The organism is Methylobacterium sp. J-072 (genome assembly GCF_022829425.1).
Classification (GTDB): domain Bacteria; phylum Pseudomonadota; class Alphaproteobacteria; order Rhizobiales; family Beijerinckiaceae; genus Methylobacterium.
This window is the reverse complement of the sequence record NZ_JAKSYK010000083.1, coordinates 71,429-96,306: the sequence shown is the minus strand read 5'-3', so window position 1 is coordinate 96,306 and position 24,878 is coordinate 71,429. Positions and strand designations below refer to the sequence as shown.

General features: G+C 70.1%; 25 protein-coding genes. 12 read left to right on the top strand and 13 right to left on the bottom strand.

All coding sequences use genetic code 11. The features are described 5' to 3' along the window. Window positions 1-135: 135 nt before the first annotated feature. Complete coding sequence (locus MKK67_RS08680; protein WP_243963452.1) at window positions 136-474, bottom strand: hypothetical protein; 339 nt, start codon at window positions 472-474, stop codon at window positions 136-138. A 115-nt stretch (window positions 475-589) separates the two neighbouring features. Between MKK67_RS08680 and MKK67_RS08675 the strand changes: the two genes are divergently transcribed. After that, entirely contained in the window at window positions 590-3,676 is a 3,087-nt protein-coding gene (locus MKK67_RS08675; RefSeq protein ID WP_243963450.1) for an FAD-binding and (Fe-S)-binding domain-containing protein, read from the top strand. Continuing rightward, on the top strand, window positions 3,673-4,569 hold the full coding sequence (locus MKK67_RS08670) for a ketopantoate reductase family protein (protein ID WP_243963448.1): 897 nt from the start codon (window positions 3,673-3,675) through the stop codon (window positions 4,567-4,569). The genes MKK67_RS08675 and MKK67_RS08670 overlap by 4 nt, the downstream gene beginning before the upstream one ends. Before the next feature lie 57 nt (window positions 4,570-4,626). On the opposite strand, the gene MKK67_RS08665 is transcribed toward MKK67_RS08670, so the two are convergent. From MKK67_RS08665 to MKK67_RS08640, 6 genes are all read right to left on the bottom strand, one after another. Next, window positions 4,627-4,920, bottom strand: coding sequence for a helix-turn-helix domain-containing protein (locus tag MKK67_RS08665; protein ID WP_243963447.1), 294 nt, complete (start codon window positions 4,918-4,920; stop codon window positions 4,627-4,629). Between the two features lie 2 nt (window positions 4,921-4,922). Beyond that, window positions 4,923-5,267, bottom strand: a complete 345-nt coding sequence (locus tag MKK67_RS08660) for a type II toxin-antitoxin system RelE/ParE family toxin (RefSeq protein WP_243963446.1) — start codon at window positions 5,265-5,267, stop codon at window positions 4,923-4,925. Window positions 5,268-5,389: 122 nt separating this feature from the next. Then, the gene (locus MKK67_RS08655) at window positions 5,390-5,704 is read right to left on the bottom strand and encodes a plasmid stabilization protein (protein ID WP_243963445.1); all 315 of its coding nucleotides are present in this window, start codon (window positions 5,702-5,704) and stop codon (window positions 5,390-5,392) included. Between the two features lie 17 nt (window positions 5,705-5,721). Next, on the bottom strand, window positions 5,722-7,338 hold the full coding sequence (locus tag MKK67_RS08650) for a hybrid sensor histidine kinase/response regulator (RefSeq protein WP_243963444.1): 1,617 nt from the start codon (window positions 7,336-7,338) through the stop codon (window positions 5,722-5,724). 143 nt (window positions 7,339-7,481) lie between these two features. Next, window positions 7,482-9,458 (bottom strand): AI-2E family transporter, encoded by a 1,977-nt coding sequence (locus tag MKK67_RS08645; protein ID WP_243963443.1) that lies wholly within the window; start codon window positions 9,456-9,458, stop codon window positions 7,482-7,484. An 86-nt stretch (window positions 9,459-9,544) separates the two neighbouring features. Continuing rightward, on the bottom strand, window positions 9,545-9,925 hold the full coding sequence (locus MKK67_RS08640; protein ID WP_007565721.1) for a response regulator: 381 nt from the start codon (window positions 9,923-9,925) through the stop codon (window positions 9,545-9,547). A 240-nt stretch (window positions 9,926-10,165) separates the two neighbouring features. Here MKK67_RS08640 and MKK67_RS08635 point away from each other — a divergent pair, with 240 nt between their 5' ends. Continuing rightward, a complete protein-coding gene (locus tag MKK67_RS08635; protein ID WP_243963442.1) occupies window positions 10,166-10,816 on the top strand; it encodes a glutathione S-transferase family protein in 651 nt (216 codons plus the stop codon). Between the two features lie 6 nt (window positions 10,817-10,822). Here the strand turns inward: MKK67_RS08635 and MKK67_RS08630 are convergent, their stop codons facing one another. Continuing rightward, on the bottom strand, window positions 10,823-11,740 hold the full coding sequence (locus MKK67_RS08630; protein WP_243963440.1) for a pyridoxamine 5'-phosphate oxidase family protein: 918 nt from the start codon (window positions 11,738-11,740) through the stop codon (window positions 10,823-10,825). Window positions 11,741-11,748: 8 nt separating this feature from the next. Next, window positions 11,749-12,375: a glutathione S-transferase family protein gene (locus tag MKK67_RS08625; RefSeq protein WP_243963439.1), complete on the bottom strand. Its 627-nt coding sequence runs from the start codon at window positions 12,373-12,375 to the stop codon at window positions 11,749-11,751. Window positions 12,376-12,473: 98 nt separating this feature from the next. On the opposite strand from MKK67_RS08625, the gene MKK67_RS08620 reads away from it, so the two are divergent. The 3 genes from MKK67_RS08620 to MKK67_RS08610 all read left to right on the top strand — a co-directional run bounded on the left by MKK67_RS08620 (window position 12,474) and on the right by MKK67_RS08610 (window position 15,767). Next, window positions 12,474-13,373 carry a LysR substrate-binding domain-containing protein gene (locus MKK67_RS08620; RefSeq protein ID WP_243963438.1) on the top strand — a complete coding sequence of 300 codons (900 nt, stop codon included), beginning with the start codon at window positions 12,474-12,476 and terminating at the stop codon, window positions 13,371-13,373. Window positions 13,374-13,535: 162 nt separating this feature from the next. Next, window positions 13,536-14,447, top strand: a complete 912-nt coding sequence (locus tag MKK67_RS08615) for an amino acid ABC transporter substrate-binding protein (RefSeq protein ID WP_243963437.1) — start codon at window positions 13,536-13,538, stop codon at window positions 14,445-14,447. 78 nt (window positions 14,448-14,525) lie between these two features. After that, entirely contained in the window at window positions 14,526-15,767 is a 1,242-nt protein-coding gene (locus tag MKK67_RS08610; protein ID WP_243963436.1) for an MFS transporter, read from the top strand. A gap of 15 nt (window positions 15,768-15,782) precedes the next feature. Here the strand turns inward: MKK67_RS08610 and MKK67_RS08605 are convergent, their stop codons facing one another. Together MKK67_RS08605 and MKK67_RS08600 are read right to left on the bottom strand one after the other, a co-directional pair. Further along, entirely contained in the window at window positions 15,783-17,024 is a 1,242-nt protein-coding gene (locus MKK67_RS08605) for an NAD(P)/FAD-dependent oxidoreductase (RefSeq protein ID WP_243963435.1), read from the bottom strand. Then, window positions 17,021-17,962, bottom strand: coding sequence for a LysR family transcriptional regulator (locus MKK67_RS08600; protein WP_243963433.1), 942 nt, complete (start codon window positions 17,960-17,962; stop codon window positions 17,021-17,023). Before MKK67_RS08600 ends, MKK67_RS08605 begins: the two co-directional genes overlap by 4 nt. Before the next feature lie 182 nt (window positions 17,963-18,144). Between MKK67_RS08600 and MKK67_RS08595 the strand changes: the two genes are divergently transcribed. The 5 genes from MKK67_RS08595 to MKK67_RS08575 all read left to right on the top strand — a co-directional run bounded on the left by MKK67_RS08595 (window position 18,145) and on the right by MKK67_RS08575 (window position 22,388). Beyond that, window positions 18,145-19,200: a class 1 fructose-bisphosphatase gene (locus tag MKK67_RS08595; RefSeq protein ID WP_243963431.1), complete on the top strand. Its 1,056-nt coding sequence runs from the start codon at window positions 18,145-18,147 to the stop codon at window positions 19,198-19,200. A 22-nt stretch (window positions 19,201-19,222) separates the two neighbouring features. Continuing rightward, window positions 19,223-20,083 (top strand): phosphoribulokinase, encoded by an 861-nt coding sequence (locus tag MKK67_RS08590; RefSeq protein WP_058192046.1) that lies wholly within the window; start codon window positions 19,223-19,225, stop codon window positions 20,081-20,083. A gap of 378 nt (window positions 20,084-20,461) precedes the next feature. Then, on the top strand, window positions 20,462-20,875 hold the full coding sequence (locus MKK67_RS08585; protein ID WP_243963429.1) for an NUDIX domain-containing protein: 414 nt from the start codon (window positions 20,462-20,464) through the stop codon (window positions 20,873-20,875). A gap of 83 nt (window positions 20,876-20,958) precedes the next feature. Next, a complete protein-coding gene (rpe, locus tag MKK67_RS08580) occupies window positions 20,959-21,645 on the top strand; it encodes a ribulose-phosphate 3-epimerase (protein ID WP_243963426.1) in 687 nt (228 codons plus the stop codon). Beyond that, window positions 21,639-22,388, top strand: coding sequence for an HAD-IA family hydrolase (locus MKK67_RS08575; protein WP_243963424.1), 750 nt, complete (start codon window positions 21,639-21,641; stop codon window positions 22,386-22,388). The genes rpe and MKK67_RS08575 overlap by 7 nt, the downstream gene beginning before the upstream one ends. Window positions 22,389-22,641: 253 nt before the next feature. On the opposite strand, the gene MKK67_RS08570 is transcribed toward MKK67_RS08575, so the two are convergent. Then, on the bottom strand, window positions 22,642-22,800 hold the full coding sequence (locus MKK67_RS08570; RefSeq protein ID WP_243963422.1) for a hypothetical protein: 159 nt from the start codon (window positions 22,798-22,800) through the stop codon (window positions 22,642-22,644). Between the two features lie 180 nt (window positions 22,801-22,980). Between MKK67_RS08570 and MKK67_RS08565 the strand changes: the two genes are divergently transcribed. Beyond that, entirely contained in the window at window positions 22,981-23,727 is a 747-nt protein-coding gene (locus MKK67_RS08565; RefSeq protein ID WP_243963420.1) for a YebC/PmpR family DNA-binding transcriptional regulator, read from the top strand. Here the strand turns inward: MKK67_RS08565 and MKK67_RS08560 are convergent. Next, entirely contained in the window at window positions 23,724-24,710 is a 987-nt protein-coding gene (locus tag MKK67_RS08560) for an alginate O-acetyltransferase AlgX-related protein (RefSeq protein WP_243963419.1), read from the bottom strand. The genes MKK67_RS08565 and MKK67_RS08560 overlap by 4 nt on opposite strands. Window positions 24,711-24,878 lie beyond the last annotated feature (168 nt).

Genomic DNA, 24,878 nt, shown 5'->3' with positions numbered 1-24,878 from the left:
GTGGTGCCGGACGGTTCTCGAAAAAGATGTGCGCCCGCGCTGGGACGCCGGACCGCTGATTCGGTCTCGTCAGCGCAAGATGGGGTTCCGGCAGGTCCGCGGCAACGGCGGCCGGCGCGTCCTCAACAGGCGCGTTCAGCCCGTGGAGGCGGACTTGCGGATGCGCTCGACCCCGTGATCCACATCGAAACCGGGGGCGAGGATCTCGTCGAGGCTGAACGGGCAGGCGCGCGGCAAGGTCAGGTTCACCTGGCCCTCCTCGGCCGCCAGCTCTGGCGTCTCCGCCTGCTGGATCGCCAGCATCCAGGCGCCGTCCATGCGCAGGCTCTCGGCCTCCGGCGGGTCGGCCGCCAGCCCGGCGAGTTTGTCCCGCCCGGCCTCGCGGCAGGCGAGGCTCTTGCCGTCGTCGGAGATGAGGGCCGCCTTGATCAGTTCGGCCAGGGCATCCCGGACCCGTTCGACGCTCGCGTTCATGGGTATCTGCTCCGCAACTGCATGCGTCGTGGCAAACCGAGTGCCAGCCTGTTTCGGCCCAGCGTGACATAAGCGCCGATCTTCCCTCGCGATCCGCCGGGTGTAGAACGCCTGCATGATCCCGGTCCTGACCCGCCACACCGAGGCCGTGCCGCTCTATGAGGCGGCTGTCGCCGAGCTGCGCCTGCGCGGCTTCGAGGGCGACCTCACCGTGTCGGCCGCCGACCGCACGGTCTTTTCCACCGACAACTCGATCTACCAAGTCGAGCCGGGGGCGGTGGCCTTCCCGCGCTCGCGCGACGACCTCGTGCGGATCGCCAAGCTGCTGGACGATCCGCGCTTCACCGAGATCGTGATCCGCCCGCGCGGCGGTGCCACCGGCACCAACGGCCAGTCGCTCGGCCACGGCCTCGTGGTCGACACCTCGCGGCACATGAACCGCATCCTGGAGATCGACGTCGCCCGCCGCACCGTCCGGGTCGAGCCCGGGGTGGTGAAGGACCAGCTCAACCGGGCGCTGGCCGAGCACGGCCTGTTCTTCGCCCCCGAACTTTCGACCTCGAACCGCGCGACCATCGGCGGCATGATCTCCACGGACGCCTGCGGGCAGGGCTCCTGCCTGTACGGCAAGACCCGCGATCACGTCCTGGCGCTGACCTGCGTGCTCACCGACGGCACGGTCTGGGAAGCCGAGCCGCTGGACGAGGCCGGCCTCGGCGCCGCCAAGGCGCGCAACGATCGCGTCGGCGCGATCCACCGCACCGTCGACACGGTCGTCACTGAGAACGCCGCGCTGATCGCCGAGCGCTTCCCCAAGCTCAACCGCTGCCTCACCGGCTACGACCTCGCCCATCTGCGCGACGCGTCAGGGCGCTTCGACCTCAAGAGCCTGATCTGCGGGTCCGAGGGCACCCTGGCGCTGATCGCCGAGGCGCGGCTCAACGTGCTGCCGATCCCGAAGGCCTCGGTGCTGGTGGCGCTCTCTTACGTGGATTTCGACGCGGCCTTGCGTGACGCTCAGGCCCTGCTGCCGTTCGGCGCGGCCTCCGTGGAGACCATCGATTCCACCGTGTTGGGGCTCGCCCGCCAGGACCCGATCTGGGCCGAGGTGCAGGCCTTCTTCCCCGACGATCCCGGCGGCCGCCCGGTCCACGGCATCAACCTCGTGGAATTCGTCGGCGACGACGCGCAGGCCGTGGACGCCGCCCTGGCGCGGCTCACCACGATGCTCGAGGCCGAGCGCGGCACCGATACCAAGCGGTTGGGCTTCACCATCGCCCGCGGCGCGGCGATCGAAAAACTCTGGACCATGCGCAAGAAGGCGGTGGGCCTGCTCGGCGCCGCCAAGGGCGATGCGCGCCCGATCCCGTTCGTCGAGGATACCGCGGTGCCGCCGGAGCGGCTCGCCGACTACATCGCCGAGTTCCGGGCGCTGCTCGACGCCAAGGGGCTGCGCTACGGCATGTTCGGCCATGTCGATGCCGGCGTGCTGCATGTCCGCCCGGCCATCGACCTGAAAGACCCGAACCAGAACGCCCTGATCCGCGAGGTCACCGAGGGCGTGGTCGCGCTCACCGCCAAATATGGCGGGCTGCTCTGGGGCGAGCACGGCAAGGGCTTCCGCTCCGAGTTCGTGCCCGCGACCTTCGGGCCGCTGATGCCGGCGCTGGAGGCGGTCAAGCGCGCCTTCGACCCGGGCGACCGGATGAACCCGGGCAAGATCGCCTCGGCCCGCGGCGGCGCGCTCACCCGGATCGACGGCGTGCCCCGCCGGGGCGAGCAGGACCGCACGATCCCGCCGCCGGTCCGGCAGGATTTCGACGAGGCCCTGCACTGCAACGGCAACGGCGCCTGCTTCAATTACGATCCGGACGACGCGATGTGCCCGTCCTGGAAGGCGACCCGGGAGCGCCGGCACTCGCCCAAGGGCCGCGCCTCGCTGATGCGCGAGTGGCTGCGGCTGGCCGCGCAGGCGGGGATCGACCCGGCCGCGGAGCTCAAGCGCCAGCGCGCCGGCTGGCTGCCCGATCTTTTCGCGACTTTGCGGAGCGGTTTCCGACGCGGCTCCGAGGCGGATGATTTCTCGCACGCCGTCAAGAAGGCGATGGACGGCTGCCTCGCCTGCAAGTCCTGCACGGGCTCCTGCCCGATCAAGGTCGACGTCCCGACCTTCCGGGCCAAGTTCCTGGCGCTCTACCACGCCCGCTACGCCCGGCCCCTGAAGGACCATCTGGTGGCGGCTCTGGAGCCGCTGTTGCCTCTGGCGGCCCGGATGCCGCGCCTGAGCAACGCGGTTCTGGCCAATCCGCTCGCCCGGATGCTGCTGGCCAAAGCCGGCCTGGTCGGGATCCCGGCCCTGTCGCCCGTGGACCTGAAAACGCGGCTCGCCGGTCTCGGGGTCGCCACTGCGACCCCGGAGGTGCTGGCCCGGCTCGCCCCGGCGGAGCGGGAGCGCACGGTGCTGCTGGTGCAGGACGCCTTCACCAGCCATTTCGAGGCGGCCCTGGTGGTGGATGCCTGCGCGCTCCTCATCGCCCTCGGCTTCCAGCCCTGGCTCGTGCCCTACCGGCCGAACGGCAAGCCGCTGCACGTCCACGGCTTCCTGGCCCGGTTCGCCGTGGTGGCACGGTCCAACGCCGCGATGCTGCGGACGCTCGCCCACTCGGGCGTGCCGCTGGTCGGCCTCGACCCCTCGATGACGCTGACCTACCGGTCCGAATATGCCCAGGCGCTGGGCGCCGACGACCTGCCCCAGGTCCAGATCCTGCAGGAATGGCTCGCCACCCAACTCGACCGGATCGCGCCCCGGCAGGGCAACGCAACCCTGCGGCTGCTGCCCCATTGCACCGAGCGCACCAACGCCCCCGGCGCGGTGCGCGACTGGCAGGCCGTGTTCACCCATCTCGGGCTGCGGCTCGACGTGCCGGCCGCGGGCTGCTGCGGCATGGCCGGGACCTACGGCCACGAGACGCGCAATCGCGCCACCTCCGAGGCGATCTACGGCTTGAGCTGGGCGCACCACGTGGCCGACGCTCCCGGCGGCACCCTGCTGGCGGACGGCTATTCCTGCCGGTCCCAGGCGAAGCTGGTCGACGGCGTCCGGCTGCGCCACCCGGTCCAGGCCCTGCTCGACCATGTCCGGACCAGCGCACTCGGCGCCGCCCCGTTCCATCCCGCGCGCGCCGCGGCTTCGGCGCGATGAAGGTCGCCATCCTCGGGGCCGGGGCGGTCGGCTGCTATTACGGGTTCCTGCTGGCGCGGGCCGGTCACGCGGTGACGCTGATCGGCCGACCGGCCCTGGTCGAGGCGGTCCGGTCCGACGGCCTGGTGCTGGAGAGTGCGGCCGGGCGCGAGAACGTCGCCGTCCAGGCGACCGCGTCCGGCGAGGGCGTCGCCGGGGCCGATCTGGTGCTGGTCTGCGTCAAGTCGGGCGACACGGAAGCGGCCGGGGCGACGATCGCCGCGCATCTCAACCCTTCGGCCACGATCCTCAGCCTCCAGAACGGCGTCGACAATGCCGAGCGCCTCGCCGCCGTGCTGGGACGGCCGGTGGTGCCGGTGGCGGTCTACGTCGCCACCGAGATGGTCGGGCCGGCCCACGTCCGCCACAACGGCCGGGGCGACCTGGTGCTCGGCGCCTCGGACGCGAGCCCGACGATCGCCGCCGCGCTCATGGCCGCCGAGATCCCGACCACCGTCTCGGAGCGCGCCCTGGACGCCCTCTGGGGCAAGCTGATCCTCAACTGCGCCTACAACGCTCTCTCGGCCCTGACCCAGCTGCCCTACGGCCGCCTGGTCCAGGGCGAGGGCGTGATCGCAGCAATGACCGACGTGGTGGAGGAATGCGTCGCGGTGGCCCGCGCCGTGGGCGTGTCGGTGCCTGACGACATCCTCGACACGGTGCTCGCCCTCAGCACCAGCATGGCCGACCAGCGTTCCTCCACGGCCCAGGACCTCGCCCGGGGCCGGCCCAGCGAGATCGACCACCTCAACGGATACGTGATGCGGACAGGCGCGGCGCTGGGCATCCCGACGCCAGCGAACCGGATGCTGCACACGTTGGTCAAGCTGGTCGAGGGGCGGGATCGGGCGTGAGGTGCGGGTAAGATTTCGCGGATGGTGCCGTCTATCTTCGGCCGATTGCAGAAGGATCTATGCCGACTCTGGTTCGCGCAGCTCGATCACCAGCTTTCGTCCAACAGCCTCTGCCGCTTTTTGGATGGTATCGATCTGAACCGCCATATTCGTTGGATCGAGCAGCCGGTCGAGCTGGCTGCGGCTGGTTTTCATCTTCCTCGCCATCTGCGTTTTGGAAATGTTCTGAGCTTCCATAGCCTGTTCGATCTGCCATGCCAGCACGCGCTTGGTTGCTTCCGCGTAGATGTCTTCCCTGCTTCCCGTTTCGTTGAGGAAGCTTTCAAAGGAAGATCCGATTCGTTCGCTCATTGCTAAAGCTCCTTCTGGCGCTTGGTGGCGATACGGATGTCGGACAAAGGGGTCTTCTGCGTCTTCTTCACGAACGCATGCAGTAGGACCATCTGACCCTGATGCATGACGAAGATGACCCGCCCGATCTTCCCGCCGGTCAGATCGCTGCGAACTTCCCAAAGCCCGTTGCCGAGTGATTTGCAGGTCGGCATCCCGACAGGCCAGCCGAACTCGACGATGGCGATGTCAGTACCGACAATCTTCCGGTCATCAGCCGACAGGCCAAGGATCCAGTCCCGCACCGGTTCGGTGCCGGTGGTCGTTTTATAGAAGGAAGCAGGAACTTTTTTCTGCGTCGCTGACATGCCGGACCGTACACGGCACTATGTACCGTGTACGGTACAAATCCGTCAAGCAAATTCGTGCTTGGTTTGGCCGGTTCCAGACCTTGGGAATGTGCGGACCACCTCCGGCGCGCTTCGACCCATCACGCGCTCGCAGCAGCATTCGCCTTCCGCGTCGCCGCAGCCTTCTTCGCAGAGGCCGAGCGCTGTTCCGGCGTCCGGCTCGCAGAAGCCTTGCCGCCTGTGGCGCCGCCCTTGTGGGCCGCCGGATGGCCGGTGGCCTTGCCGCGGCCGGAGCCGCCCGGCTTCTTGCCGCCGCCGTCGTCCTTGTTGACGGTGGCCCAGGCCCGCGCCTCGGCTTCCGGCTCCGGCACGCCGCGCGCCTCGTAGGAGTCCGCGATGTGCTCGGCCTTGCGCTTCTGCTTGTCGGTGTATTTCGCCTTGTCGCCCTGCGCCATGGCGCCTCTCCTCACGCTCAGCCTACGCCGGTCGGACCGTCGAGGATCGCCCGCACGCGGCGGACCAGTTCCGTGCGCCGGTAAGGCTTGTTGAGCAGGTCAAACTCCGAACCGCCGATATCGGTTCGCTCCAGGCTCGCCTCCGCGTAGCCCGTGGCGAGCAGGACCTTGAGCTTGGGCTGGCGGCGGCGCGCCTCCCGGGCGAGCAGCACGCCGTTCATACCGCCCGGCATGATCAGGTCGGTGAACAGCAGGTCGATGCGCTCGCTGGAGTCGAGGATCTCCAGGGCCTCGCGGGCATTGCCGGCCATCAGCGTCGTGTAGCCGAAATCCCGTAGGATGGTGCGGGCGAGCTCGGCCACGTCCTCGCGGTCGTCGACGATCAGGATCGTCTCGGTGCCCTGCCGGTCCACGGTCCGGTGCGAGACCTTGGACGGGGCGTGCGCGTCGCCGTCGGTGGCCGGGAAGGACAGGCGCACCGTCGTGCCCGCGCCGACCGTCGACTCGATCTGGGCGGCGCCGCCCGATTGCTTGGCGAAGCCATAGACCATCGACAGGCCGAGCCCGGTGCCCTTGCCCTCCTCCTTGGTGGTGAAGAACGGGTCCATCACCCGGGCGAGCACCGCAGGCGGGATGCCGGTGCCGGTATCCCGGATGGCGATGCTGACGTAGCGGCCGGGGCGCAGCGGCCCGATCTCGCCGCCCGCCACGATCTCGGTGTTCGCGGTGGTGATCCGCACGCTGCCGCCCTCCGGCATCGCGTCGCGGGCGTTGATCAGCACGTTGAGGATCGCGACTTCGGCCTGGGTCGGATCGACCCGGCAGTTCCAGAGGTCAGGAGCGAGATCCAGCTCGATCGTCACCACCTCGCCGACCGAGCGGGCGACCATCTCGCGCATCCCCTCGACCAGCGTGTTGAGGTTGACCGCGCGCCCGTCCAGCCGCTGCTTGCGGGCGAAGGCCAGGAGCTGCTGCGTCAGCGTCGTGGCGCGGTCGGCCGCCTGGCGGATGTTGTCGGTGGCGCGTCCGAGCCGGGCGCGGTCGGCATCCGGCTTCTCCAGCCCGGAGGCCAGGATGTCGACGTAGCCGACGATCACTTGCAGCAGGTTGTTGAAATCGTGCGCGATGCCCCCGGTGAGCTGGCCGAGCGCCTCCATCTTCTGCGCTTGGCCCAGGGCTTCCTCGACGTCGCGGCGGCGTGAGACGTCGAGCTGCGAGCCGAAAAAGTACACCAGTTCGCCCGCCGCATTGTACACCGGCGAGACGAACAGGGCGTTCCAGAAGGTCGAGCCGTTCTTGCGGTAGTTCAGGATCTCGGTGGCGAATTCGCGCCTCTCCGCGATCGCCGCGCGGACCTGATCGACGGTCTCGCGGTCGGTGTCCGGGCCCTGCAGGAACCGGCAATTGCGCCCGACGAGCTCCTCCGGCGTGTAGCCGGTCATCGCCAGGAAGGCGCGGTTGGCGAAGATGATCGGGTTATCCGGCTGGCGCGGATCGGTAACGATCATCGGCATCCGGGTGGTTTCCACCGCGGCGAAGAAGATATCGCTCGTGCGGTCGGCGACATCACTGGCCGCACCGTCTCTGACCACGGCGGCCGGTCCGATGGGAGGTTTTTCGGGAGAGTCGGACATGCCGCGCGGTCTTGATTCTTTCGGACGTGAAGGGAGCGGAGACCGGCCCGAGACCGATATCCCGTTGCGACTTTAGGGGGGCGATCGAGGTTGTCGATGGCACCAATGTCGCGCTTGGCGCGCACCGTGGGGACGTGTGCCGGCTACGCCGCCGCCGCTCGGGCCGCACTGGGCAGGGCCTTGGCAGGCGCGGTAGCGATCCGCGGAGGCGCCGGGTCCCGGCAGGTGGTCAGGACCGCCGAGAGCGCCTCGTTCAGCGACGTCACCAGAAAATCCGCCGAGGTCGCCCGGCGCAGGCGGTCCAGGGTGGCCGGGTCGCGCTCGCGCCAGAAGCCCACCAGGATGCGCACGCCCGGCACCGCCGCGCGGGCCTGCCGCACGGTGAAGCGGATCTGCGACAGGCTGACCGGCTCCAGGTAGGAGAAGCAGATCAGCGCCAGGCCCTCCGGGTTCTCGGGCCGCTCGCCGGCCCGGATCGCGGCCATCGACAGGGTCTGCGAGGCTAGCCCGTGCCGGGCCAGGATCTGGCTCAGCATCAGGGTCGCCGCCTCGTCGAACGGGCCGCGGCTCGATACGCACAGGACCGGCGTCTCGCTGCGCCAGGCCGGGGCGAGCTCCTCGCGGGCCAGCACGATGCCGGCGACCTGCCGGTCCGGCCCGACGGCCGCCAGCGCCGCCGCGGTCTCGGTATCGGGCGAGGAGCGCGTCGATCCCCGCCACGTCCGCCGCGCCACCGGCGCGGTCCCGAGCCGCGCCACCACGGTGCGGATCGCCGCGCCGACCTCGTCCTGGCGGGCGCGGTCCAGGGTGCCACGCGAGAGGTCCTCCTGGGCGAGCAGCAGCCCCGCCAGAGCGACCTCGTCGTAATAAGTGACGAGTGCCCGCTCCTTGAGGAACTGCCAGCCCTGGTCGATCGCCTCGGCCGGGTCGCCCGCCAGCATGCGCTGGTAGAAGATCTCCGGCGGTGCCAGGGCGGGCCGGTCGCCGAGCAGCACGTCGAGATACCAGAGCCGCTCCACGTGCCGGCCGAGCACGACCAGGCAGACGGTGAGCGGGGTGGCCAGAACGAGGCCGATCGGCCCCCACAGGAAGGTCCAGATCGTGGCGGCCAGGATCACCGCGATCGGCGACAGGCCGGTGGAGTGTCCGTAGAGCAGCGGCTCGATCACGTGGCCGCAGATCGGCTCCACCACCAGGAACAGGGCCGCGGTGGCGATGACCATGGTCCAGCCGGGATCGACCGCGGCGGCGAGAATCAGCGGCAGCAGGGCGCTGATCGCGGCGCCGATATACGGCACGAAGCGCAGGATCGCCGCGAGCACGCCGAACAGCGTTGGGCTCGGCACGCCGATCAGCCACAAGCCGACCCCGATCACCACCCCGAAGGCGATGTTGAGGGCGAGCTGGGCCAGGAAGAACCGGCTGAGCCGGCTGGTCGCGTCATCGATCGCCGCCGTGACCCGGCGCAAATCCCCGGAGCCGCCCGCCAGCCGGATCGCCCGATTCCGCAGGTCCTCGCGCTGGAGCAGGATGAAGATCGTGAAGATCAGGATCAGGCCGGTGGTGGCCAGCGGGTGCAGGATCGGCCCCGCGAAGGTCTGGAACGTCTCGACCACGCTCGCCCGCGCTGGGCTGATCTCCACGGTGAGCGGGTGGGTGCGGGTTCCCGGCTCGCCCTTGACCTCGATCGCGGCGGGCGGCTGCAGCGTGGCGCTGAGATCCTGGACCATGTCGACCATCCGGGACAGGGTCCCGGTCCCGGCGGTGGCGCCGCGCAGGTCCTTGATCTTGGTGCGCATCACCTGGGTGTAGCGCGGCAGGTCGGTGGCGAGCTGCGACGCCTCGCTGGCGATCAGGCTGCCGATCCCGAACAGGCCGCCGAACACGATCACCACCACCAGGAGGACCGCCGCCGCCCGAGGCACGCGGATCCGCCGGAGGATCCGGACCGCCGGCACCAGGACGAAGCTCAGGAGGATCGCCAGCGTCACCGGCACCAGGATCTCGCGCCCGAGATACAGGGCCGCCATGATCGACACGACCAAGAGGGTCGAGGCCAGGGCGACGATGACCGGCAGGCCCTGCTTGAGGCGCTGGGCGGTGACGGGATCCTCGCTCACGGATACGCTCCACTGACGTGTCGAACTCGGGGACGCTGCCGGACCGCGACGGCGGAGCGGTTCGGAGCCTAAGGGGCCGGGTGGCGTCAGCCAGCCTGCGCGGTCTCGCCCAGGGCGGCGCTGATCTGGCTGAGCAGCTTGGAGAAATCGACCGGCTTGGGATGGTAGTCGTCGCAGCCCGCCTGGATCGCCTTGTCCCGGTCGCCGGACATGGCGTGAGCGGTGAGCGCGATGATCGGGATCGCCCGCGTGTCCGATCCGGATTTCAGCGCCCGCGCCGCCGACCAGCCATCGAGGATCGGCAGGTTCATGTCGAGCAGGATCACGTCGGGTTGGCCCGACCGGGCCTGCTGGACGCCGGCCTCGCCGTCATGGGCCAGGATCACCTCGTAGCCGCGGCGCTTGAGGCGTCGGGACAGGAAGTCCCAGATCTCTTCATGGTCCTCGACCAGCAGTATCTTCGCCATCAGTACTCGAATCCCCGGGTCGCGTCGCGCCGGCTGGCACCCCAACGCGCGGCAACGCACAAACGCCCAACGTCCCTGCCGCGATTCCGGTCCCTGTGGAAGAGAGCGCCCCGTACAGAACGGCCTCGGTGGGATCGGGATGTTCCGCCAGACCGGCTCGGTGCACTGCACGATTGACCCGGCTCGTCGGCGGGACGAAGCGTACCGCCGCGCAAATCACATCATCTGGAAGGGTGCGGCATGACGAATACGCCGGAGATCGCGTTCTACCATGCGCCGAATACCCGCTCGTCGGGCGTACGCGTGCTTCTGGAGGAACTCGGCGCCCCGCATCGCCTGCATGGGCTCAACATGCGGGCCGGCGAGCATCTCGGAGAGGCCTATCGCGCGATCAACCCGATGGCGAAGGTGCCGGCGATCCGCCATGGCGAGACGCTCGTCACCGAGCAGGCGGCGGTCTACTTGTATCTCGCCGACCTGTTCCCGGAGGCCGGCCTCGCCCCTGCGATCACCGATCCCGCCCGGGGGACGTATCTGCGCTGGATGGTGTTCTACGGCTCCTGCTTCGAGCCCGCGGTGATCGACCGCCATCTCAAGCGCGAGGCGGGGCCGCGGGCCATGTCGGCCTATGCCGATTACGACAGCGTGATCGCGCGCATCAATGAGGCGCTGGATCCGGGCCCGTACCTGCTCGGCGACCGCTTCAGCGCCGCGGACATCCTGTGGGGCAGCGCGCTCGGCTGGACGATGGGCTTCGGCCTGGTGGCGCCCGATCCGGTGCTGTCGGCCTATGTCGAGCGCGTCCGCGGCCGTCCGGCCTTCCAAAAGGTCGCCGCCGCCGATGCGCAGCTTGCCCAGGAGCACGAGGCCGCCGCGGTGGGCGCGGCCTGATCAGGATCAGACCCCGTCCGCCTCGGCCCAGATGCCGGTGCGCGCGAGTTGCGGCGCCGGCTCGGGCTCGCTCCAGCGCAGGGGCACAGCCCCCCGGCGGCGCCAGCCGTCGGTCACCGGGAAGGACCACGACCGCTGCGCGCCGAGAAGACCCGGGGCGCCGGTCCAGTCGATCTCGGTGCGGCCCTGCAGGACCAGCAGGTCACCGGACGCAAAGTCGAGGAACAGCAAGGCCGCCCGCGGCTCGCCGATCAGGTTGCCCAGGGTATTGAAGTAGCGGTTGCCGGAAAAATCCGGCACCGTCAGCACGTCGCCCCGGCGCCGGACGAAGCCCGGCCGCCCGCCCCGGTGCGAGATGTCGGCGCCGCCCTCCCGGAGGTCGTCCCGCGACCGGGTCGCCACGAACAGCGTGTCGGCGGCATCGATCAGCGCGCCGGCCTCCGCGTCCAGGGATGACAGGATCTCGGTCGGGCCCGGCTGGCGCGGAACCGGCTCGACGTCGCGCCGCTGGATGTATTGCGGGCAATTGCCGAAGCTCTGATCGACCGCCACGGTCAGGCCGTCCCGGTCGCGATGCACGATCCGGCCGTTGGCGCGGTTGCGCCGCCGCGTCGCCAGATCGATGCCGAGGATCCCGGCCTCGGCACCTGGCACGAGGAACTTGGCCGCCGGGTCGGCGGGATCGAGCGCCGCGGCGATGGCGAGATGCGTCGCGTCCGGGCTGTGCACGAAGCCGGGCGCGCCGGTCAGCAGGGTCGCGACCGGCGCGCCGGCCGAGTCCGCGGTCCCGATCAGGAGATAGGGCAGGCCCGCGAAGAAGAGGCGGTGCTGGTCGGGCATGAAGGTCCGGATCGCCGGGGTCTCGCCGAGGACGTGGCCGGCATGGGCCTGCGCGATCAGTTCGTCTGCGTGGAAGTCGGACATGGCGCACCTCACGCCTGTTCGGGGATGGGGGAGGCCGGCATCGGGATGAAGCCCGGCAGGGCCTCCACCCGGGCGATCCAGGCCCGCACGGCCGGGTAGGGGGCGAGCGAGACGCCGCCCTCTGGGGCGTGGGCGACGTAGGAATAGCAGGCGATGTCGGCGAGCGTCGCCCGCTCGGCCGCGAGATACGGGCGATCGGCCAGATGCCCGTCCATGAATGTCAGGATCCGCGCCGCGGTGGCGTGCACCGTCGCCCGGTCGGCGGTCGCGCCGAACACCACCATCAGCCGGGCGAGCGCCGGTCCGGTGCGCACCTCCCCGGCGGCGATCGACAGCCAGCGCTGGACCGCCGCGGCGGCCAGCGGATCGGCCGGCATCCAGCCGCTCTCCGGCGCGTAGCGGGCCGCCAGGTAGACCAGGATCGCGTTGCTGTCCGGGATCGCCACCGTGCCGTCGGTCAGGACCGGAATCTGGCCGAGCGGATTGAGACGCCGGAAATCGGCGGCGGCCCGCCGCTCCGCGCTACCCACCTCGACGAAGCGATAGGGCAGCCCCAGCAGCGACAGGAACAGTTCCGCGCGGTGCGAATGGCCCGAGAGGCGCAAGCCGTACAGGGTCAGGGCGGGTTCAGACATGATCGGGGTCTCCAGCGACGCCCTGACTATGGCTCTTGCAAGGGACGGCGAAAATCCGGACGCTGTGACACTCAGAATTTCAGTTGCTGAAATGATCCATGGACCGGCTGGACGAACTCGCCCTCTACGTCGCGATCATCGACGCCGGCAGCCTCGCCGGGGCCGCGCGCCGGTCGCGCCGCTCGGCCGCCGCCGCCACCCGGGCGCTGGCGAGCCTGGAAGCGCGGGCCGGCACCCGCCTGGTGGAGCGCACCACCCGGCGCCTCGCGCCGACCCCGGCGGGGCTCGAACTGGCCGAGCGGGCGCGCGAACTGCTCGCGGGCTACGAGGCCGCCGTCTCCGGCGCGGCGGGCGATGCGGTGCGCGGCCTCGTGCGGGTGACGGCCCCGGTCCTGTTCGGGCGCAAGCACGTCGCGCCGGTCGTGTCCGGCTTCCTCGATGCCTACGCGGAGGTGCAGGTCGAGCTGGTGCTCGCCGACCGCAACCTCGACCTCGTGGAGGAGGGCATCGATGTCGCCCTGCGGATCGGGCAGCTCGCGGAATCCCGCTTGGTCGCGCGCCGGGTCGGGGAGGTGCGCCAAGTGGTCGTGGCGAGCCCGGGCTACCTCGCGGCGCGGGGCACGCCCCGGATGCCCGCCGAGTTGGCCGACCACGACACCATCCTGGGCATGGTCCGCTCGAATGTCCGCGAATGGCGCTTCGGCACCCATCGCGTGCGCCTCGCACCGCGCCTGATCGTCAATGAGGTCGAGGCGGCGCTGATCGCGGCCCGGGCCGGGCGCGGCATCGCCCGGGTGCTGTCCTACCAGACCGCCGAGGACATCGCGGCGGGCCGCCTCGTGCGCCTGCTGGCGTCGTACGAGCCGCCGCCGGTGCCGGTGCAGCTCGTCACCCCGAGCCAGGGGCTCCGGCCCGCCCGGGTCAACGCCTTCCTCGACTATGCGACCGATGCGTTGCGCGCCTTGCCGGTCCTGCACGCCGCGCAATCGGAGGGATGATCACTATCCCGGCGTTCCGTTCGGTCGGGAACCGGTCTTGGTCCCGCCATCCGGCATCATCGCGGCCGGACTCTTGCTGAGTGGTGGGCGGAAGCCCGATCCGGCTCCCCGCCGCCCCCCTCGGTCGGCGCCTCGATGCACGACCCCGGAGCCCGCCAGCCCATGCGCCTGCTCACCCCGATCCTCGCCGTCTTGCTCGCGGTGCTTCCCCCGGCGGCCCAGGCCGATGCCCTCACCGGCACCCTCAAGAAGATCAAGGACAACAACCGGATCGTGCTCGGGGTGCGCGATACCGCGCCGCCGTTCAGCTACCTCGACCAGAACCAGAAGGTGGTCGGCTTCGCGGTCGATATCTGCCTGAAGATCGCCGACGCCGTGAAGCGCGAGCTGAAGATGCCGGGGCTCGAGGTCGCGATGGAGTTCGTGAATTCCTCGTCCCGCATCCCGCTGATGACCAACGGCACCACCGATCTCGAATGCGGCACCACCACCAACAATACGGAGCGCAAGAAGCAGGTCGATTTCGCCAACACCCACTTCCTCACCGCGACCCGGTTCATCTCGCGGAAGGACCAGACGATCGGCAAACTGGATGACCTGCGCGGCAAGTCGGTCTCGTCGGTGGCCGGCTCGACCAACATCCTGATGCTGATCAAGGCCAACAACGAGCGCAAGCTCGGCATCAACGTGATCGCCGCCAAGGACGTGCCGGAGGGCTTTCTGCTGGTCGAGACCGGCCGGGCGGCGGCCTTCGTCATGGATGACGTGCAGCTCAGCGTCGTGGCCGCCCAGTCGAAGGATCCCTCCGCCTACGTGATCAGCGCGGAAACCCTGTCCAACCCGGAACCCTACGGGATCATGCTGCGCCGGGAGGACCCGGCCTTCAAGGCGGTGGTCGATCGGGCCACCGCGGATCTCTACCACAGCCCCGAGATCATGAAGATCTACGAGACCTGGTTCCTCAAGCCGGTGCCGCCGCGCGGGCTGACCTACAACATCCCGCTCTCCTCCGCGCTCCGCTGGGCGTTCGAGCATCCGAGCGACAATTCGGATCCGGCTTTCTACGCGCACTGATCCGAGTGGGTTTCGCTCCGGCCGCGGAGATGCGATGCCGCGGGGCCTTAAGTCCCGCCCGCCGCGCGAATCCCCTCCATGCTCGACAGACAAGAGCCGGCGCTCACGCCGCCCGCGCCCCTCGCACAGGCGCCGGCCGCCTCGATCCCGCGCCTGATCGTGGTCCTGGCCTGCGCGGGGTTCGGCAGCACCTTCGCCCTGCGCTCGGTCGAGCCCCTGGTCGGCGTGCTCGCCCGGGACCTCGGCAGCGACGCCCACACGGTGGCGCTGCTTTCCACCGCCTTCGCACTGCCCTACGCGTTCATCCAGCCGGTGCTCGGCCCTGTGGGCGATGCGCTGGGCAAGGAGCGGGTGATGAGCGTCTGCCTGGCGGTGCTCGCGGGCGCCCTGGTCCTGTGCAGCTTCGCCCCGGATATCGGCAGCCTGTTCGGCCTGCGGATGCTGGCCGGGGCGGCGGCGGGCGGCTGCATCCCCCTGTCGCTCGCGCTGCTCGGCGACCGGGTGCCGATGGACCGGCGGCAGGTGGCGATCGGGCGCTTCCTCGTGGCGGTGATCCTCGGGCAGCTCACCGGCTCGACCTTCGCGGGTCTGATCGAGTCCGCGATCGGCTGGCGCGGGGTGTTCGCGATCACGGCGCTCGTCGCTGCCATCGCCTGCGCCGCAACGGTTTTCGGCTTCGACCGCACCGGTCGCCTTCCGGCCCGGCGGCCGGCCTTCGGGCAGGCCGTGGGGCGCTACCGGACGATCCTCGCCAATCCGCGCGCCCGGATCCTGTTCTCCGCGGTATTCGTCGAGGCGATCGCGATCTTCGGCGTGTTCCCGCATCTCGCCCCGCTGATCGAGGCCCGCGGCGAGGGCGGCCCGCGCGAGGCCGGCCTGGTGCTCGCCGGCTTCGCCATCGGCGGCCTGCTCTACTCGGCCCTGGTCGGGCTGCTGGTCCGTTTCCTCGGCATGCCCCGGATGCTGATCGGCGGCGGCCTGATCTGCGGCGCCTCGCTCACCGTGGTCGGGTTGGCCGGAAGCTGGCAGGTCGATTGCGCGGCGCTCACCGCCATGGGGCTCGGCTTCTACATGCTGCACAACACCTTCCAGACGCAGGTGACGGAGGTCGCCCCGACGGCCCGCGCCTCCGCGGTGGCGCTGCACGCCTTCTCGTTCTTCTGCGGCCAAGCGCTCGGGGTCGCGGTGCTGGGGCAAGCCCTGCAGCAGCTCGGGCAGTTCGGGGCGCTGGCGGCCTGCGCGGTCACGATCTTGGGCCTTGGGATCGCCACGGCCGTGGCTCTCCAGCGGCCGGGGCCGAAGATCACCTTCTCGAACTGATCTGCGCTGCGCCGGTCAGGGCCGCTGCATCGCCAGCGCCTTGAGGTCGAAGCCCGGATCGGCCGCCTGCTCCGGGGTGAGCGGCGTGCCCGCCGCCAGCAGGCGCCGGGCGATCATGTGGTCGCCCGCCCGGTCGACCGACTCCACGGCCCTCAAGGCACCGTCCCGGAAGCGGAACACCGAGAACGCCGCGCCGGAGCCCCGGACCACGCTGGCATCGCCGGGGCCGGACAGGCCGGCGATCTGCAGCTTGTGGGGACCCTGGTCGCTCCAGAACCACGGCAGCGCAGTGTAGGCGGCGGGTTTGCCGTTGAGGCGCGCGGCGAGGCAGCGGCCCTGGTCGATGGCGTTCTGCACCGACTCGATCCGCACGGTGCCGTCCGGGGTGAGCCCGTGGGCGAACGGGCTCGGGAAGCGGACGCAATCGCCGATCGCCGAAATCGCGGGATCGGGCGTCGCCAGGAAGGCGTCGACCCGCACCCCGTCCTCGGCCGGGAGACCGGCCTCCACGGCGAGCTCCCGGTTCGGCAGCACGCCGATGCCGATCAGGATGAAGTCGGCGGGCAGCTCCCGCCCGTCGGACAGGACGATGCCGGTGGCGCGGCCCTCCCGGCCGGCGATCGCGGTCACGCCGGCCCCGAAGGCGAAGCGTACGCCCATCGCCTCGTGGGCGTCGCGGAAGAACTGCCCGATCTCCGGCGAGACCGCCCGGGCCATCGGCCGATCGGCCGCTTCCACCACGGTCACCGACAGGCCCCGGGCCGCGGCCACGGCGGCGAATTCCAGGCCGATGAAGCCGGCGCCGACCACGACGATCGCCTTGGCCTCGCCGAGCGCCACCCGGAGCGCGTCGGCATCGGCGAGGCCCCGCAACTGCTGCACGTTCGGGAAATCCGCCCCCGGCACCGGCAGCGGCCGGTTGCGCGCGCCGGTGGCCAGCACGAGGTGGTCGTAGGCGAGGCTTTGGCCGTCCGAGAGCTGAAGGCGCTGCCCGGCCCGGTCGATCGCGACGGCGCGGATTCCCGGCCGGTGGGCGATGGCGTGCTCGGCGAAGAAGCCCGGCTGGCGCAGGTACAGCCCCTCGGCATCGGTCTTGCCGGCGAGATAGGCTTTCGACAGGGGCGGCCGCTGATAGGGCAGAGCGGTCTCATCGCCCACCAGGGTGATCGGGTCCCGGAAGCCGCCCTCGCGCAGGGAGGCGGCCAGCTGGAAGCCCGCCTGGCCGGCGCCGGCGATGACGATGCCGGCCGCGCTCACGCCTTGGCCCCAACGACCTCGGGCAGCGTGACGCCGGGCAGCATGCGGGCGCCGTCGCTCATCAGGTAGGACCAGACCGCGGAGGCGGCCGGCCCCAGAACCTTGTCGGCCCGGCGCACCGCGTACCAGTCGCGCCGGATCGGCAGGCCCTTGACGTCGAGGAGGGCAAGGCGGCCGCTCTCGACCTCGGCCGCGACGGAATGGACCGACAGCAGGGCGATGCCGAGCCCGGCCATCACCGCCTGCTTGATGGTCTCGTTGGAGCCGGTGTCGATGTCGAGCAGCGCCCGCTTGACCAGGATGCCGCTCATGAACTCCTCGAAGACCGTGCGCGTGCCGGAGCCCTCCTCGCGGAAGAAGAACGGCTGGTCGGCCAGGTCTTCGCGCAGGAGCCCGGTCCGGCCGGCGAGCGGGTGGCTCGGGGGCGCGATCAGCACCAGCGGGTGCGGACCGAAGGTTGCGGCCTCAATCGGGAAATCCCGGGGCGGGCGGCCCATCACGGCGAAGTCGATCTCGTAGCCGCGCAGGGCCTCGACGGTCTGGCCGCGGTTGCGCACCGAGAGGCTGATCTCGACGCCGGGATGCTTCTTGATGAAGCCGGCGATCACCTGGGGGGCGAAATACTTGGCCGTCGAGACGATGCCCAGCGCGACGCGCCCGCCCTCGGCGCCGCGCAGGGTCCGCAGGCGGTCGGTGCAGGTCTCGAGGACGGTGTTGATGCTGTCGATCGCCCAGAGCATCTCGCGGCCGGCATCGGTGGGCTTGAGGCCGCCCGGCGTCCGGTCGAACAGCAGCAGGCCGGCCTCCTCCTCCAGCTGGCGGATGCGCGCGTAGAGCGCAGCCGAGGTGACGTTCAGCTCCTGGGCCGCCCGGGTCATGGTACCCAGGCGGGCCACCGCCGCCACCGCCTGGAGCTGCTTGAGGGAGAGGTTGCGCATGGCGGAGGTCTCGTTTTTTTTGTCCTATGACACAAGATCCCCCAGAAATCTTGAGCGTGGCGTCTGCGGTTGTTGTCGATCGGGGGGCGCCGCCCGCTATCATGGTGATAGAGGGGTCGCTACAGACCCGACGCGGAACGCGCGATCCCGGCAGGCGGGATTCCAGCAGGAGAGATAGGCCGATGGCAATTTCAGCAGCGATCGGGACGCCTCTCGAGACCTGCCTGGCGCAGGCGGTCGAGGCCAACCCGGCCTTGAAGGATGCCGCCGCGGTGATCCGTGCGATCGCGGGCTCGGCGGTGGAGATCAGCGCCCTGATCGGGCGCGGCGCGCTCGGCGGCGACCTCGCGGCGGCGGGCGAGAACAATAGCGACGGCGACGTGCAGAAGGCGCTCGACGTGATCGCGCACGAAAGCGTCACCGCCGCCCTGCAGGGCGCTCCGGTGGCCGAGGTCGCCTCCGAGGAGGCCGAGGCGGTGATGCGGCTGAACCCGGACGCGCCGCTTGCGGTCGCCATCGACCCGCTCGACGGCTCGTCCAACATCGGCGTCAACATGGCGGTGGGGATGATCTTCGGCATCCGCCCGTCGATCAAGGATCCGGCCAACCCGCTGGCCTCGTTCACGACCCCCGGCACCGCCCAGATCGCCGCCGGCTTCGTGACCTACGGCCCGGCCACCGCGCTGATCCTGACCCTGGGGGACGGCACCCAATCCTACGTGCTCGACCGCGCCGACGGCGTGTTCCGCCTGACCAGCTTAGGCATGTCGGTCCCGGCCTCGGCCAAGGAATTCGCGATCAACGCCTCCAACGCCCGGCACTGGGACGCCCCGGTGAAGGCCTATATCGAGGATTGCCAGCGCGGCACCGAGGGGCCGCGCGACAAGGATTACAACATGCGCTGGCTCGCCTCCCTGGTGGCCGACATCCAGCGCGTGCTGACCCGCGGCGGCGTGTTCCTGTATCCGGGCGATGCCCGCAAGAACTACGCCCGCGGCCGCCTGCGGCTGCTCTACGAAGTCGCCCCGGTGGCGATGCTGATCGAGCAGGCCGGCGGCGCCGCGACCGACGGCCAGACCCGTATCCTCGACCTGGTGGCCACCGGGATCCACGAGCGCGCCCCGCTGGTCTGCGGCTCCACCGAAGAAGTCGATTGCGTGGCCGCCTATTATGCCGGCGGTAAGCCCGATGCCGGCCGCTCGCCGCTGTTCGGCCAGCGCGGCCTGATGCGCTCATAGGCAGGACGCCAAGAAGAAAAAAATGTCGGCGCGGCACCCCATCATCTCGGTGACCGGCTCCTCCGGGGCCGGCACAACCTCGGTGCGCAACACCTTCGAGCAGATCTTTCGCCGGGAGGACGTGCGCGCGGTGTTCATCGAGGGCGACGGCTTCCACGCCTTCGACCGGGACACGATGCGGGCCATGATGGCGCGCGAGCCGACCCTGTCGCATTTCGCGCCCCGGGCGAACCTGCTGCCGGAATTGGAGGCGGTGTTCCGCAGCTACGCCGAGAACGGCACCGGCCGGACCCGCCACTACGCCCACGACCAGCACGACGCCCGGGCCTACGGCATCCCGGAGGGCAGCTTCTCCGAGTGGGAGGCGTTCCCGCCGGATTCCGACCTGCTGTTCTACGAGGGCCTGCACGGCTGCGTGGCCGACCCGGATGTCGACATCGCCCGCTATGCCGACCTGAAGATCGGCGTCGTGCCGGTGATCAACCTCGAATGGATCCAGAAGCTGCACCGGGACCGCTCGTTCCGCGGCTATTCCACGGATGCCGTCACCGATGTGATCCTGCGCCGGATGCCCGACTACGTGCAGACGATCTGCCCGCAATTCTCGTTCACGGACATCAACTTCCAGCGGGTGCCGACCGTCGACACCTCGAACCCGTTCATCGCCCGCTGGATCCCCACCGCCGACGAGTCGCTGGTGGTGATCCGGTTCAAGGACCCGAAGGGGATCGATTTCTCCTATCTCGTGTCGATGATCCACGACAGCTTCATGAGCCGGGCCAATTCCATCGTGATCCCGGGCGGCAAGCTCGATCTCGCCATGCAGCTGATCCTGACGCCGATGATCATGCAGCTCGTGGAACGCCGCCGCCGGTTGGCGTGATTTTTTGGGTTTCGGGCTGTCCTGATCGCAAGAACCGGAGCGGGCAATCGCGAAGGATCTGAGGGGGACGGACGTTTCTGGATCCACCCCCGTCATTCCGGGGCGCCGTAGGCGAACCCGGAATCCAGAGCCGCCGACAGCGCAAGGTTTTGAACGGACGGTGTTTCTGGATTCCGGGCTCCGCTTCGCGGCCCCGGAATGACCGAATGGTTCAAACTGCCGCCATCATCGTGCCTGCCGCGCTTCACCACGCTTTTGGAGCGCGCGCTGCCCTGGGTTGCTTCGCTGCGCTCGCAATGACGATCCGGGCTGCCGGCACTGGCGACTCGGCCCTCACCGTGGCACCAGCAAAATCCCAAACCAACGGGATGTCGGATCGTGCAGGTGGAGCCACGGGTCGGGTGCGGGGCCGCCATCGTCATCGACGGGCGGATCCTGCTGTTGCGCCGGAGGACCGAGCCGGAGGCCGGGCATTGGGGGCTGGCGGGCGGCAAGGTCGACCTGTTCGAGCCCGTGGCCGACGCGGTGAAGCGCGAGGTCGCCGAGGAACTCGGTATCGGGATCGAGCCGGTCACGCTGCTCTGCGTCGTGGATCACATCGATGCCGATGCGGGCATCCACTGGGTCGCGCCGGTCTACCGGGTGGATGCCTATTCCGGGGCGCCGCGGCTGGTCGAGCCCGACAAGCACGACGGCCTGGACTGGTTCGACCTGGAGGCGCCGCCGCAGCCCCTGACGCTCGCCGCAAGGACCGCCATCGCGCTCATCCGACAGGCCGACATGCAGGGGTAGGAAGAGCCGGCGAGGCGACGTAAATGGATCGCACCTCATCGGCCTTGAGCGCTCGCCCCGGCCCGCCCGATCCCGGATATCGCATGCTGCCTCCCGTCATCGCCCCGTCGATCCTCTCGGCCGATTTCGCGCGCCTCGCGGAGGAGACCCGCGCGGTCGCCGAGGCCGGCGCCGACTGGATCCATCTCGATGTGATGGATGGGCATTTCGTGCCCAACATCACCTTCGGCCCCCCGGTGGTGAAGGCGCTGCGCCCGTACACGCAAAAGTTCTTCGACGTGCACCTGATGATCGCGCCGGCCGACCCGTATCTCGCGGCCTTCGCAGAGGCCGGGGCCGATGGGATCACGGTTCATGCCGAGGCCGGGCCGCATATCCACCGCTCGCTCCAGACCATCCGCGACCTCGGCAAGCGCGCCGGCGTGGCGATCAATCCCGGTACCCCCGCTGCGATGGTCGAGCCGGTGCTCGACATCGTGGATCTGGTGCTGGTGATGACCGTCAATCCCGGCTTCGGCGGCCAGAAGTTCTTGAAGAGCAGCATGGAAACGGTGGCGCGGGTGCGGGCCATGGTGGCGGGCCGCGACATCCGCATCCAGGTCGATGGCGGCATCGATGCCGAGACCGTGAAGGCGGCGAGCCGCGCCGGCGCCGACACGTTCGTGGCCGGCAACGCGGTCTTCAGCGGCGGTCCCGACGCCTATGCGGAGCGCATCGCAGCGATCCGGGCGGGCGCGGAGGGCGCCTCCGGCCGCGACCTCTCGTGCTGAGGGCGCTGATCTTCGACGTCGACGGCACGCTCGCCGAGACCGAGGACCTGCATCGGCAGGCGTTCAACCGCGCCTTCGCGGAACTGGACCTGCCCTGGCACTGGGACCCGGCGCTCTACGCCGACCTGCTGACCGTGATGGGCGGCAAGGAGCGGCTCACCCACTACATCGACACGCGCCACCCGGGCGAGGCCGCATCCTTCCACGCGCAGGCCCCCGAGATCCACGCCCGCAAGACGATCGCGTATGGCGACCTCATGGCCGAGATCGGCCTGCCCCTGCGCCCGGGGATCGCCCGGCTCATCGCCGAGGCCCGGGCTGCCGGGCTCCGGCTCGCCATCGCCACCACCACCAGCCGGCCGAATGTCGATCGGTTGCTGGCGGCCAACTTTCCGGCCTCGGACGCGCCCTTCGCGGTGATCGCGGCCGGCGACGAGGCGGACCGCAAGAAGCCCGCCCCCGACGTGTTCCTGCTGGCCTTGGACCGGCTCGGGGTGCCGGCCTCGGAGGCGGTGGCCTTCGAGGATTCCGCGGCCGGCATCGCCTCGGCCCGTGCCGCCGGGCTGCCGGTCCTGGCGACACGAAGCCGCTACACCGACAGCCACCGGCTCGATGGCGCCTTCTCGGCGGTCTCGGATCTCGGCGAGCCGGATCGCCCCCACCGGCACCTCGCCGGCCTGGAATGGCCGAGCCACGTGGTGACGCTGGCCGCGCTGCGGGATTGGCACGCGGGCGTGCGCTGACGCCTTGGAGAGGCGGCCCGTTGAGCGGATACAAGCGTCGATCCGATCCTGATCGGCGCTCCTCCACCCCAACCCCCTCAGGATGGGGGGACGGGTGCCGATCGAGACTGAGGCAGCCCCCGTTGTTGTCGCAACGCGATCGGGAACGGCTCCAGTACCAGAGGATCATGCGGGCGGATGGGTAAAGCCGCCTGGAGCATCGTCCCGAAAGGTGGCCGCCGGCTTTCAGAAAAAGACGATGCACATCAAAAGGCTAGCGCCGCCGCGCCTCCGGCCGGCCCTGCGCCTCGGTGGCGAACAGCATCGAGCCGGCCACCGCGCCGAGGAGCGTGGCGATCCCGAGCTTGAGCCAGCGCCGATCGGCGGCCGGGGCCGTCGTCACGCGCGTGTCGTGTTCGGTTCGGCTCGGCATCGGGTTTCCAAAGGACATGTCTCTCGTTAACACCCCGGGGCGGCGATCTTTCCCCGGTCGTGACGATCCTCGGCCGCGTTGCTTCGTCGGAAGCCGGCGGCCTATAACGCGGCGACCTCACAGCCGCGACGGCGGGGTCCCGGATCTCCGCCCTCGCCAACGAACAAAGTCTCACACGCCATGGCAGGCCATTCGCAGTTCAAGAACATCATGCACCGGAAGGGCCGGGTGGATGCGGTCCGCTCGAAGGTGTTCGGCAAGCTCGCCCGCGAGATCACCGTGGCGGCCAAGCTCGGCACGCCGGATCCGGCCATGAACCCGCGCCTGCGCGCGGCGATCATCGCGGCCCGCGCCGAGAACATGCCGAAGGACAATATCGAGCGCGCCATCAAGAAGGCGGCCGGGGCGGATGGCGAGAACTACGAGGACATCCGCTACGAGGGCTACGGCCCCGGCGGCGCCGCGCTGATCGTCGAGGCGCAGACCGACAACCGCAACCGCACCGCCTCCGACGTGCGCTCGGCCTTCACCAAGTCCGGCGGCAGCCTCGCCGAGACCGGCGCCGTGGCGTTCATGTTCGACCGGGTCGGCGTGATCGGCTTCCCGGCCAATGTGGCCGATGCCGACACGATGCTGGAGGCGGCGATCGAGGCCGGGGCCGACGATGTCAGCTCCAGCGAGGACGGCCACGAGGTCATCTGCGCGCAGGATTCCTACGGTGAGGTCGCCAAGGCCCTGGAGGCGCGCTTCGGCGAGCCGACCCGCACCGGCCTGGTCTGGAAGGCGCAGAACACGATCGATGTCGACGACGAGACCGGCGAGAAGCTGATCCGCCTGGTCGAAGTGATTGAGGACCAGGACGACGTGCAGCACGTCTATGTCAACTTCGCCCTGTCCGACGCGCTGATGGCGAAGCTTGAAGGCTAGGTGCCTGCCAGCTCGGCGCCGAACCGCTCCTGCACGTAGGCGTCGAGCGAGAAATCGTCATCCGGCAGCTGGGCCATGAAGCGCTCGGCCACCTCGGTCAGGACCAGGTCCGGCTTCGCCCGGGCGATGTAGGACCAGTCGAGCGACGTGTTCCAGACGAAGTGCACCTCGCGAAACGTCTCCGCGAGCAGGATCGTCAGCATGTACGGCATGACGTGCGAGAAGGAATCGCCGAACAAAGCCAGCCGGCGCGGGTCGGTCGCCCTGGCGTTGCCGTAGACGACGTTGGCGCCGACATGGAGCGTGTGCAGCAGGCCGGCCTTCTCCCGCGCTTCGACGATCGGGCTGGCATAGGTCCGCACCGCATCCTGCTGGATCCGATAAGCCCGTGACTGCGCCCGGCGAGGCGGGTCGAAGGCGCTGCCGAGGTCGCCGTCATGGTCGACTTCCGTGAAGGGCCGGTCGCGGAGATCCGCCCGCGGCTCCGCCCCGAAGGCCCGGCAGATCTCGGCATAGGCCAGGTAGCAGCCGTCGAAGCTCCAATGAGTGTCGGTCCGGCAATAGAGGTCGGTCGCATCGCGGGCGGCGCGCATCGGCGTGACCAAGTCGATGCAGGTCTCCCGCCAGCGCTTGCGCCGCCGCCAATCGGCGTAGAGGCCGGTGAGGCCCCGCCGCCACCGGCTGCCGAGCGGCGGTTCGGCGTGGAGCAGCCGGTAGGCCGGGGAGGCGGTCGGCGCGATGGCGATGCCGTCGAGGTGGTTGTCGTAGATCAGCAGCTTGTCCGGCGCGACCACGTGGCGGTAGCGGATGCCCATGGCGCGTAGCCGCCGCTCCCGGGTCGCCACGAGGCTGCGCCAAGTCCAGATCAGGTCGGTGGTCTCCTCAGGGCGCTCGAATTGCCCCAGGATGTCGTTGGTCCCGGTCTTCAGGAACAGCCAGCCGTCCCGCCCGACGTGGATGTGATCGGTGTTGCTCGACGCCATGGCGCACTCAGGGGAGGGATCGGGAATTCGGCAGCAAGGCGCGGGATGCAGCCTCGGCCGCCGGACGGCAGGGTGACGGGCATTCGATATACGCACCCGGCAGGTCCCGTCATGTCCGCCTCCGCCAAGCCCCTCCCCAATGCGCCCGCCGCGCCGCATAGTGGTGCG

Excerpts from the sequence above, each read along its gene's own strand:
- MKK67_RS08640 (WP_007565721.1), bottom strand. The coding sequence starts at position 9,925 with ATGGCGAAGATACTGCTGGTCGAGGACCATGAAGAGATCTGGGACTTC.
- MKK67_RS08650 (WP_243963444.1), bottom strand. The coding sequence starts at position 7,338 with ATGTCCGACTCTCCCGAAAAACCTCCCATCGGACCGGCCGCCGTGGTC.
- MKK67_RS08610 (WP_243963436.1), top strand. The coding sequence starts at position 14,526 with ATGCTCGACAGACAAGAGCCGGCGCTCACGCCGCCCGCGCCCCTCGCA.
- MKK67_RS08570 (WP_243963422.1), bottom strand. The coding sequence starts at position 22,800 with ATGCCGAGCCGAACCGAACACGACACGCGCGTGACGACGGCCCCGGCC.
- MKK67_RS08680 (WP_243963452.1), bottom strand. The coding sequence starts at position 474 with ATGAACGCGAGCGTCGAACGGGTCCGGGATGCCCTGGCCGAACTGATC.
- MKK67_RS08675 (WP_243963450.1), top strand. The coding sequence starts at position 590 with ATGATCCCGGTCCTGACCCGCCACACCGAGGCCGTGCCGCTCTATGAG.
- MKK67_RS08590 (WP_058192046.1), top strand. The coding sequence starts at position 19,223 with ATGTCGGCGCGGCACCCCATCATCTCGGTGACCGGCTCCTCCGGGGCC.
- MKK67_RS08655 (WP_243963445.1), bottom strand. The coding sequence starts at position 5,704 with ATGGCGCAGGGCGACAAGGCGAAATACACCGACAAGCAGAAGCGCAAG.
- MKK67_RS08595 (WP_243963431.1), top strand. The coding sequence starts at position 18,145 with ATGGCAATTTCAGCAGCGATCGGGACGCCTCTCGAGACCTGCCTGGCG.
- MKK67_RS08630 (WP_243963440.1), bottom strand. The coding sequence starts at position 11,740 with ATGTCCGACTTCCACGCAGACGAACTGATCGCGCAGGCCCATGCCGGC.
- MKK67_RS08625 (WP_243963439.1), bottom strand. The coding sequence starts at position 12,375 with ATGTCTGAACCCGCCCTGACCCTGTACGGCTTGCGCCTCTCGGGCCAT.
- MKK67_RS08670 (WP_243963448.1), top strand. The coding sequence starts at position 3,673 with ATGAAGGTCGCCATCCTCGGGGCCGGGGCGGTCGGCTGCTATTACGGG.
- MKK67_RS08635 (WP_243963442.1), top strand. The coding sequence starts at position 10,166 with ATGACGAATACGCCGGAGATCGCGTTCTACCATGCGCCGAATACCCGC.
- MKK67_RS08600 (WP_243963433.1), bottom strand. The coding sequence starts at position 17,962 with ATGCGCAACCTCTCCCTCAAGCAGCTCCAGGCGGTGGCGGCGGTGGCC.
- rpe (WP_243963426.1), top strand. The coding sequence starts at position 20,959 with ATGCTGCCTCCCGTCATCGCCCCGTCGATCCTCTCGGCCGATTTCGCG.
- MKK67_RS08620 (WP_243963438.1), top strand. The coding sequence starts at position 12,474 with ATGGACCGGCTGGACGAACTCGCCCTCTACGTCGCGATCATCGACGCC.
- MKK67_RS08615 (WP_243963437.1), top strand. The coding sequence starts at position 13,536 with ATGCGCCTGCTCACCCCGATCCTCGCCGTCTTGCTCGCGGTGCTTCCC.
- MKK67_RS08565 (WP_243963420.1), top strand. The coding sequence starts at position 22,981 with ATGGCAGGCCATTCGCAGTTCAAGAACATCATGCACCGGAAGGGCCGG.
- MKK67_RS08660 (WP_243963446.1), bottom strand. The coding sequence starts at position 5,267 with ATGTCAGCGACGCAGAAAAAAGTTCCTGCTTCCTTCTATAAAACGACC.
- MKK67_RS08665 (WP_243963447.1), bottom strand. The coding sequence starts at position 4,920 with ATGAGCGAACGAATCGGATCTTCCTTTGAAAGCTTCCTCAACGAAACG.
- MKK67_RS08560 (WP_243963419.1), bottom strand. The coding sequence starts at position 24,710 with ATGGCGTCGAGCAACACCGATCACATCCACGTCGGGCGGGACGGCTGG.